The sequence below is a fragment of the Verrucomicrobiota bacterium genome (assembly GCA_016200005.1).
In the GTDB taxonomy this organism is placed as follows: domain Bacteria; phylum Verrucomicrobiota; class Verrucomicrobiia; order Limisphaerales; family PALSA-1396; genus PALSA-1396.
In genome coordinates this window covers 200404-209202 of record JACQFP010000026.1, presented here as the reverse complement: position 1 = coordinate 209202, position 8799 = coordinate 200404, and the positions used below count along the sequence as shown (strand labels likewise).

At 55.7% G+C, this 8799-nt stretch carries 9 protein-coding genes; 6 read left to right on the top strand and 3 right to left on the bottom strand.

Annotation, left to right across the window (positions count from 1 at the left end):
- The 5 genes from glnA to HY298_10270 all read left to right on the top strand — a co-directional run.
- Window positions 1-1108 (top strand): type I glutamate--ammonia ligase (gene glnA / locus HY298_10290; GenBank protein MBI3850643.1); only part of this gene is annotated, 1108 nt, incomplete at its 5' end.
- Between the two features lie 436 nt (window positions 1109-1544).
- Window positions 1545-2903 (top strand): chromosomal replication initiator protein DnaA, encoded by a 1359-nt coding sequence (gene dnaA, locus HY298_10285; protein ID MBI3850642.1) that lies wholly within the window; start codon window positions 1545-1547, stop codon window positions 2901-2903.
- 104 nt (window positions 2904-3007) lie between these two features.
- Window positions 3008-3979, top strand: a complete 972-nt coding sequence (locus HY298_10280; protein MBI3850641.1) for an ABC transporter ATP-binding protein — start codon at window positions 3008-3010, stop codon at window positions 3977-3979.
- A 33-nt stretch (window positions 3980-4012) separates the two neighbouring features.
- Complete coding sequence (locus HY298_10275; protein ID MBI3850640.1) at window positions 4013-4432, top strand: YjbQ family protein; 420 nt, start codon at window positions 4013-4015, stop codon at window positions 4430-4432.
- A 92-nt stretch (window positions 4433-4524) separates the two neighbouring features.
- Window positions 4525-5319 (top strand): hypothetical protein, encoded by a 795-nt coding sequence (locus HY298_10270; protein MBI3850639.1) that lies wholly within the window; start codon window positions 4525-4527, stop codon window positions 5317-5319.
- Between the two features lie 46 nt (window positions 5320-5365).
- Here the strand turns inward: HY298_10270 and HY298_10265 are convergent, their stop codons facing one another.
- Genes HY298_10265 through HY298_10255 form a run of 3 tightly spaced genes read right to left on the bottom strand, consistent with a single transcriptional unit; the run spans window position 5366 to window position 7187 of the window.
- A complete protein-coding gene (locus HY298_10265) occupies window positions 5366-5968 on the bottom strand; it encodes a YdeI/OmpD-associated family protein (protein ID MBI3850638.1) in 603 nt (200 codons plus the stop codon).
- Window positions 5969-5996: 28 nt separating this feature from the next.
- Window positions 5997-6272: a DUF4242 domain-containing protein gene (locus HY298_10260; protein MBI3850637.1), complete on the bottom strand. Its 276-nt coding sequence runs from the start codon at window positions 6270-6272 to the stop codon at window positions 5997-5999.
- Between the two features lie 24 nt (window positions 6273-6296).
- A complete protein-coding gene (locus HY298_10255; protein ID MBI3850636.1) occupies window positions 6297-7187 on the bottom strand; it encodes a sugar phosphate isomerase/epimerase in 891 nt (296 codons plus the stop codon).
- Window positions 7188-7376: 189 nt separating this feature from the next.
- Between HY298_10255 and HY298_10250 the strand changes: the two genes are divergently transcribed.
- A complete protein-coding gene (locus tag HY298_10250) occupies window positions 7377-8753 on the top strand; it encodes a DUF1501 domain-containing protein (GenBank protein MBI3850635.1) in 1377 nt (458 codons plus the stop codon).
- Window positions 8754-8799 lie beyond the last annotated feature (46 nt).

The window sequence follows — 8799 nt, the reverse complement described above, 5'->3', positions numbered from 1 at the left end:
CACCCGCGATCCGCGCGGGATTGCGCAACGGGGAGAGAAGTATCTGCAATCGACCGGGCTGGCGGACGCTGCGGTATTCGGGCCGGAAGCGGAGTTCTTCATCTTCGACGACGTGCGGTTCGATCACAAGAGCAACGGGACCTTTTACAGTGTCGATGGCGAGGAGGGGATTTGGAATTCGGGCCGGGAAGAGATGCCCAACCTGGGGAACAAGATCCGGCACAAGGAAGGCTATTTCCCGGTCGCGCCCATCGACACGCAACAGGACATCCGCACCGAGATGTGCCTGGTGATGGAAGAACTGGGGATCAAGATCGAGCGGCAACATCACGAAGTGGCGACGGCGGGCCAGGCGGAAATTGATTTCCGGTTCGATACGCTGGTCAAGACGGCCGACAACATGATGCTCTACAAGTATGTGATCAAGAACGTAGCCAAGAAACATGGCAAGACGGCCACGTTCATGCCCAAGCCCTTGTTTGGGGATAATGGGAGCGGAATGCACACGCACCAGAGCTTGTGGAAGAAAGGCAAGCCGTTGTTTGCGGGCAAGGAGTATGCGGGCCTCTCTCAAATGGCCCTCCATTACATCGGCGGGATACTGAAACACGCCAAGGCGCTGTGCGCGATTTGCAGTCCGACGACCAACAGCTACAAGCGCTTGGTGCCCGGGTATGAAGCGCCCGTGAACCTGGCGTATTCCGCGCGGAATCGTTCTGCGGCCATCCGGATACCGACCTTCAGCGAGAGTCCGAAAGCAAAACGGATTGAGTATCGCCCACCCGATCCCTCGGCCAATCCGTATTTGTGTTACACGGCGCTATTGATGGCGGGATTGGACGGGGTGTTGAACAAGATCGATCCGGGCGAGCCGATGGACAAGAACATGTATGAGTTGCCGCCGGAAGAACTGGCGCGGGTGCCGCAGATTTGCGGCAGTTTGACCGAGGCGCTGGAGCATCTGGAGAAAGACCATGCGTTTCTGCTGAAGGGCGATGTGTTCACGGCGGACTTTCTGGAGATGTGGATCAGCCACAAGCGCAAGGAGCACGACGCGCTGCGCCTGCGCCCGCATCCTTACGAGTTCTTCCTCTATTACGATGTGTAAGACAAATTAAGATGCGCACGGGCGCGTCGTTTGCGCGGTGCTCATTTTAGCTGGGAACATTCCGGAGAACGCCTGATTTTATTGGCCAAGATCGAATTGTGAACAACTCGTGAATAACAGTTAATATGTTGTCCTAGTCAGCATGTCTGACTTTGACTAGAAACGGTCGGTGACAACCGGTAAATGAGATGGCCCATTTCGTGCCGGGAGAATCAGATGGCAAGAGCGATGAAGTGATATTTTGCAACAGCCTTACAATCAACAGTTAATGCATTTGCTTGAGATGAATTTTAGTGGCGGTTTTAGTGGCTCTTTGGTGGTGTGTTTAAATGCCTGTTGGGTTTGATTCTCTAAGCGGCTGCGACGTGTCAGGTTACGAGCACGTGACAACCTCAAGTGAATAAAGTGCAATAAAGTCAGGGTTTTGACGAAAAACATGCCAACCTCCGCTGAAAGGATTTGGACCGCCGCGCAGCAAATGTTGCGCTCGTTATTGAACGCGGACATCTACAATCTCTGGTTCGCACCTCTCCAAGCCAGCGCACTCGAAGGTGATTGCCTCACGCTTGAGGTCGCCAACGATTTTTGCGAGGTGTGGCTCAAGGATAATTACCTCGGTTTGATTCGGGACGTGCTCATCCATGCGTCCGGCCAGCCGATGAAGGTCAAATTCCACGTCAACAATTCCCCAAGCGGCACGGTCGCCGCAAAAAGCGCCCTCGCGCACAAAACAAAATCTGGCGACGATTCTCCCGAACGCGCCACGGTTAATCGCGAACTGACGTTTAATCCAAAAAACACTTTCGAAACTTTCGTCGTCGGCAACAACACTTTTGCGCACGCCGCCGCGCTGGCCGTTGCCCAATCTCCCGGCAAATCCTACAATCCGCTCTTCCTCTACGGTGGGGTTGGGTTGGGGAAGACCCACTTGCTGCACGCCGTCGGTCAACACGTGGTAAGCCACAAGAAAGGCGCGCGGGTATCGTATGTCTCATCGGAGAAATTCACCAACGAATACATCGAAGCGATTCAGAACAACCAACTTGTCCGCTTTCGAAAAAGATATCGGCAGACGGAAGTTCTTTTGATTGACGACATCCAGTTCCTTGCCGGCAAGGAGCGCATTCAAGAGGAGTTTTTCCACACTTTCAACGCCCTGCATGAAGCGCATAAACAAATCGTCCTCACGTGCGATCGGCCCGCCAGCGAAATACAAAACCTCGAGCAACGGCTCGTTTCGCGTTTCGAGTGGGGTTTGGTCACTGACATGCAACCGCCCGATATCGAGACCCGCCTCGCCATTTTGCGGAAAAAGGCGGAGATGATGGCCGTAACCCTGCCGGAGGACATTCTCAATTTCCTCGCCAACCGGATCCGCACCAACATCCGCCGGCTGGAAGGCGCGCTCATTCGCGTCGCTTCGTACGCCTCGCTCACCGGCAAGAAATTGAGCCTTGAAGTCGTCGAAGGATTGCTTCGGGAAGTGCTCCACGAAGAAGGACGCTTTTCCATTAACATCGAAACCATTCAGAAAAAAGTGGCCGACCATTTCGACATTCGACTCGCCGACATGACAAGCAAACGTCGGCCGGAAAACATCGCTTTCCCCCGTCAAATCGCCATGTTCTTGGCGCGGCAGATGACCGAGAGTTCGCTCAATACTATTGGCGAATCTTTTGGCGGACGCGATCACGGCACCGTCTTACACGCCTGCCGATTGGTCAAAGACCGCATGGAGGTGGACGCCAACGTGCGGCAGGTCGTCAGTTATCTGGAAAAACAATTGTTGCGGTAAGACGCGGCTCGCTTCACGACATTGGAGGGAAGATATTCGATCCGCCTCGATTTTCCGCCGATTGCACTCCTGCAACGCCTCAGTTAGTCTCCCGGCGCATGTCATTGATCGAAGTCAGCAGGCTGACCAAAACCTTCCGCACCTACAGGAAACAACCCGGCTTTAGCGGCGCGGTCAAAGGATTGTTCCATCGCAAATATGTGCAGACTTTCGCGGTCAGGGATGTCAGCTTTTCAATTGAACCTGGCGAACTCGTCGGTTTTCTCGGTCCGAATGGAGCGGGCAAAACCACGACACTCAAAATGTTGTCCGGGCTGCTCTATCCAACGAGCGGCTCGGCGCGCGTGCTGGGTTACGTGCCGTGGGAACGGGACGATGGGTATCGCCGCCAGTTCGCCTTGCTGCTGGGCCAGAAGAATCAGCTCTGGTGGGACCTGCCGGCGCGCGAGTCGCTCGATCTGAACGCGAAGATCTACGGAATTCCCGTCGCCTCATTCGAACGCACCATCGCCGAAATGAGCGAACTCCTCGCTGTGCAGGACAAACTTAACGTCATGGTGCGCGAACTTTCGCTGGGCGAACGCATGAAGATGGAACTCATCGCCTCGCTCCTCCACCAACCCAAGGTTCTGTTCCTCGACGAACCGACGATTGGCCTCGATGTGGTTTCCCAAAAAACCGTGCGCGAGTTCTTGCGCGAATACAACGCGCGGCAGAAGACCACCATCCTGCTCACCAGCCATTACATGGCCGACATCCAGGAGCTTTGCCGCCGTGTCATCATCATCGACCACGGCACGATCTTCTTCGACGGCCGGCTCAGCGAGGTCCTGGATCGCTTTGCCGATTTCAAACTCGTGACCATTCAATGCGACGGTGCCGACAGTTGTCCGGCTGGAGCGCTGTCGAAATATGGCGAAGTGGTCGAGAAGACTGCCGCCAGCATCAAACTCAAGGTTAAACGCGATCGTGTCATTCCCGTCTGTAAAGCGCTGCTCGACGAATTGCCCGTGAGCGACATCGACATCGAAGAAGTGCCGATTGAGGACGTCATTCGCCAGATTTTCGCGAGGTGACGCTGCGGTTAAACGATTCAATAAATGATCGCCATGAAATCCCTCACTGAACATCTCTGGTTTGAAGTGCCGCAGCGGCGCGGTTACCTCAACATCACCGACACCGTTGCCAGGCTTGTGGATAAAAGCGGTGTGCAGGACGGTTTGTGTCTGGTCAACGCCATGCACATCACCGCGTCGGTTTACATCAACGACGCCGAGGATGGCTTGCTGCACGACTACGATGTGTGGTTGGAGAAACTCGCACCGCACGCCCCCACGTCGCAATACCAACACAATCGAACAGGTGAGGATAACGCCGACGCGCATCTCAAACGCCAGATCATGGGCCGCGAAGTCGTCGTCGCGATCACCAAGGGCAAGCTCGACCTCGGCCCGTGGGAACAAATTTTTTATGGCGAGTTCGATGGCCGCCGACGGAAGCGGGTTTTGGTGAAGATCATCGGAGAATGAATTTTGTCCCAGTCGTGGTTAAGCGGCCTGATCTGTGATGGACAACGTTCGTGTCCTCTCCCAATATCAACTGAGCAACAGCAAACCTCGTTATGAAACTGAGATCTCGCAATCGTGTCGCGTTGTTGAACCTTTTCCTGGCCACGGCGGCGCTCCTGCTCTGCGCCGGCGATTTCGCCTACGCGCAGAGCGCGGTCATTTCTCTGTGGGGACTGACACTGACCAACATCAACAACCCGGTGAAGGCCGTCGTGAAGAGCAATTCAGTTGGCTCCATCACCATCACGGCCGGAGGCGGCGATACGTGGGAGACGTCCGATTCGTTCACCTTTGCTTTTCAGCAAGTGACCGGTGACTTCGATGTCCGGGTGCGGATCATCAGTCTTTCGGCAACCGACCCGATGAATCAGGATTCGCCCAAGGGCGCACTGATGGCGCGGGCGGACCTCACCCCCGGCAGCCCCAACATCCAGATCAACGCTCTTCCCTCCAACTCCGCCCGCAATGGACAACTCGAAGGCATCGCCCGCCTCACCCAGGACGGCGACACCGAAGACAATCCGGGCACCATCGCCGACGGTGCCTGCACTTATCCCAATCTTTGGCTGCGGATCCAGCGCCAAGGCGACAAATTCAAGACCTATTATTGGAACACGAACGTGAGCCGGACAACTCCCGTGGGCACCAACGGGTGGGAATTGGCCACAACCATACTGGCCGGGTCGGTCTTTCCCCGCACGATGTATGTCGGCCTCAGCACGGTGTCGCATAACAACACCGCATCTTCCGGTGACCGCGTGAGCGTGACCTACGCCGACTATGGCAATACGCCGACCGGAACCTTGTCTCCGACCAAGAACTCCAGGCCGGGCAGCGACAGCAAATAGTGGGCGATAACACCCTGCAAGTCCGCGAAGCTGGAGCGGTTCGCGTTCAACGTTTCATATACTTCCAATTCCTCGGTTTGCCTTGGGCCATCCATTCGAGCGCCGTCGTCAGGCGATGTTTTCGGGTTTCATCGCGTTTGGCCTCGACGATCCATTCGACGTATTCCTTTTTTTGGCTGTAACTGAAATTCTCGAAGCTAGTCATCGCTCTTTTGTTTTTCTTCAATGCCGCCTTGAAATCGCTAGGGAGAAGCAGTTCTTTTGTTTCTTTACTCTTCGGCCGCGCGGGCAGCTTGATCCCGGCTTCATTGAGTTGGACGGCTTTCTTGATGTAGCCGATCAAAACTTTGTCCGTGGGCAAATCGGATAGCGATGTTATGCGGCCGAACTGTCCCATCGCTTCGTTCTGCTTCTTTCGATCGCCAAAGATCAACGTGCCCTTCCAGAAACCGAATGTGCAATGCTGCTTGAACGCGGCCATGCTGCAAAGCATGCCCCTGTAATCGAAGTGCGGAAAACTCCACTTCATGGTCTCCACGACTTCCGGGCAGGCGGCATGAACCAGTCGGCGAAGGTGATTCAAGACGGGCTTGGCGAAATCAGCAGCCCTGGCGATGTAGGCGTCAATGCGCGGGTCCTTTTGAGACATAACGTTGAAAGCGCATTTCCCGATCGCTTCACCCTTCCGCCGTCACGGGACTGATGACCGACTTGACCTCGGAGATGCGGTTGGCCGGGAAGCCGCCTTGCTGCGCGTGTTCGCGGATCAATCGTTCGTTCGGCGCCAGATAGACGCAGTAAACCTTTTCATTGGTCACATAACTTTCAATCCACTGGATCTGCGGCCCCATCTTCTGCAATACGCCGCACGATTTTTGCGAGATGGCTTGGAGGTCTTGCGCCGACAATTTCCCGGCGTTGGGGATTTCTCGTTCAATAATGTATTTAGGCATGGCTTGTTCCTTTCTGGTTGTGGGTTAAATCGAGGCAATCATTTTTTCCAAAAACTCCCGGTTTGCTCGTGCGTTGGCGCTCACTTCTTCCGGTTTGTCGCTGAGGGCGCAGCATTCAACCATCACGGGACCGTTGAAGCCCGCGGATTTTAGTTCGCTGAACACGGCTTTGAAATCCACTTTGCCGGTGCCGAATTGGAGCATCACGTCGCCTCCTTGCCTGGCGCAATCCTTGGCGCAGAAACCGGTGACGTATTGCGCGATGGGTTTGAGTTGTTCCACCGGGTCTTTGCCGGTGTAATGAATGATGTTGCCCGCGTCATACCAGATTTTGAAATTGGGATGCTTGACTTTTTCGAGGCAACGCAGGATTTCCTCCGCCGCGCTGCTGGCGCCGCCATGCGGTTTCAGAACCAGCTTCATCCCGCGCTCTTGGGAATAAGCCGCCGCGTCGCGCATCAAGCGATAATAATCCTCGTAATGCTCCGGCTTATCGGCGCCGAAGGTCATCAGAAACTCGAGCGAAAGAAATTTGGCGTTGTCGATTTGTTTGCGCACATCCTTGATGGCGTCGGACAGTGGCGCGGTTGGATTCATGCGCAGCGCTCCCATGTTGGCCTTTAAGCCGAGTGCGGCGAATTGCCTTTTCAGCGTGTCCAGGTACTCCGGTGTTGCGCTGGTAGTAATGAGGGGCTCATTTTGGGAGTGGGAAATCAAGCCGAGTAGTCTGTAACCGGCGGCTTTGATGCCTTCAAAGCCAACGTTGTGGGTCCATTTGGACCACGGCCGGTTCATACAACCGATGGGCCAGTGGGCACCGCTGGTTTTCTGTGCGGCGCGAGTGATGGCCCGATCAAGAGCGGCGGTTGCAGTCGCAGCCAGGGCGGTTGTGCGAAGGAATTTCCGTCGATTCATCGACTGGTCTTTCATGGCGTCTTGACGAAGTGCCGGGAGAATACCCACAGAACCAGGAGTTGACAGGGAAAAATTTCGGGCGGTCAAACGACTCCCAACGCACTCTAAAATATATTTACAGCAAGGAGGTTGCCCGCCTATATTTAGCGCGTAAAATCATGTCCCTAACCGCGAACAGAACAGGACATCATGCTTAAAGTGACGGGCAATGGTTCGGTCACGACGTGCGACGGGATTACGCGGCGCGACTTTCTTCAGGTCGGCGCGCTCGGCGCCATCGGTCTGACCTTGTCGAATTTCGCCGCGTTGCAGGCGATGGGCGCGGTGGAGAAAGGCAACGATGAGAAGTCTGTCATCATGATTTTCAATCTCGGCGCACCGAGCCAGTTGGATACGTGGGACATGAAACCGGACGCGCCACGCGAAATCCGCGGCCCGTTCAAGCCGATCAAGACCAACAACCCGGACATTCAGATCTCCGAAATTTTCCCGTTGCACGCCAAAGTGGCGGACAAGTTTTCGCTCGTTCGCACTTGCCACCACACGGCGGCGGCCGTCCACGACACGGGACATCAGATGATGCAAACGGGCCGGCTTTTCACCGGCGGCGTCAACACGCCGCACGCCGGTTGTGTGTTGGAATATCTCAAGGGCCGGCGCAACGAACTGCCTGCGCACGTCCTCCTGCCCGAATTGATGGGGCCGACCGGCGGCAACCTGCCGCACGGACAGGACGCCGGTTTTCTTGGCAAAGCCTACGATCCGTTCGCGCTGATGGCCGATCCGTCCAAGCCGAATTTCAAAGTACCGGATTTATTGCCGCCGACGGAAATTGGCGAGGTCCGTCTCCAGCGGCGCCGGGAATTGCGGCAAATTGTGGATGACCAGGTCAAGACTTTCGAAGCAAGCGAGACGGCGAAGTTGATGGACGCGAATTTTGCGTCGGCGTATCGCTTGATGACGAGCGTCAAGGCGCGCGAAGCATTTGATTTGTCGAAGGAGCCAGAAAAGGTTCGCGAACGGTACGGGATGACGCGCTTTGGCCAATGTTGTCTGCTGGCGCGTCGGTTGATCGAGGCCGGCGTGCGTTTTGTGACCATCAACACTTTCATCACCGTCTTCGACGAGATTTCGTGGGACATTCACGGTTCGAAGCCGTTTACCTCGATTGCCGGGATGAAAGACATCGTCGCGCCAATGTATGACCAGGGTTACAGCGCGCTGATCGAAGACCTCGTCCAACGCGGGATGCTCGACAATACGTTCGTTTGCAACCTGGCCGAGTTTGGTCGCACGCCCAAGATCAATCCAGCGGGCGGGCGCGATCATTGGCCGCAATGCTGGACAAGTTATTTCGCTGGCGGCGGCGTCAAAGGCGGGCGCGTGATTGGCAAGAGCGATGAAATTGGCGGCTATCCAGTGGAGCGACCGGTGTCGTCGTCGGAAGTGGTCGCCACGGTTTTTCACAGCCTCGGGTTGAATCTGGAGACTCACCTGCCCGGCCCGCAGGGTCGTCCGTTTGCGCTGGTGGATTATGGTACGCAGCCAATCCGGGAGTTGTTTTGATATGGCCGCGACGCACGCGAAGAGTCCGAAGCACTTTTTCAGAGCG

Excerpts from the sequence above, each read along its gene's own strand:
- dnaA (MBI3850642.1), top strand. The coding sequence starts at position 1,545 with ATGCCAACCTCCGCTGAAAGGATTTGGACCGCCGCGCAGCAAATGTTG.
- HY298_10275 (MBI3850640.1), top strand. The coding sequence starts at position 4,013 with ATGAAATCCCTCACTGAACATCTCTGGTTTGAAGTGCCGCAGCGGCGC.
- HY298_10270 (MBI3850639.1), top strand. The coding sequence starts at position 4,525 with ATGAAACTGAGATCTCGCAATCGTGTCGCGTTGTTGAACCTTTTCCTG.
- HY298_10265 (MBI3850638.1), bottom strand. The coding sequence starts at position 5,968 with ATGTCTCAAAAGGACCCGCGCATTGACGCCTACATCGCCAGGGCTGCT.
- HY298_10260 (MBI3850637.1), bottom strand. The coding sequence starts at position 6,272 with ATGCCTAAATACATTATTGAACGAGAAATCCCCAACGCCGGGAAATTG.
- HY298_10255 (MBI3850636.1), bottom strand. The coding sequence starts at position 7,187 with ATGAATCGACGGAAATTCCTTCGCACAACCGCCCTGGCTGCGACTGCA.
- HY298_10250 (MBI3850635.1), top strand. The coding sequence starts at position 7,377 with ATGCTTAAAGTGACGGGCAATGGTTCGGTCACGACGTGCGACGGGATT.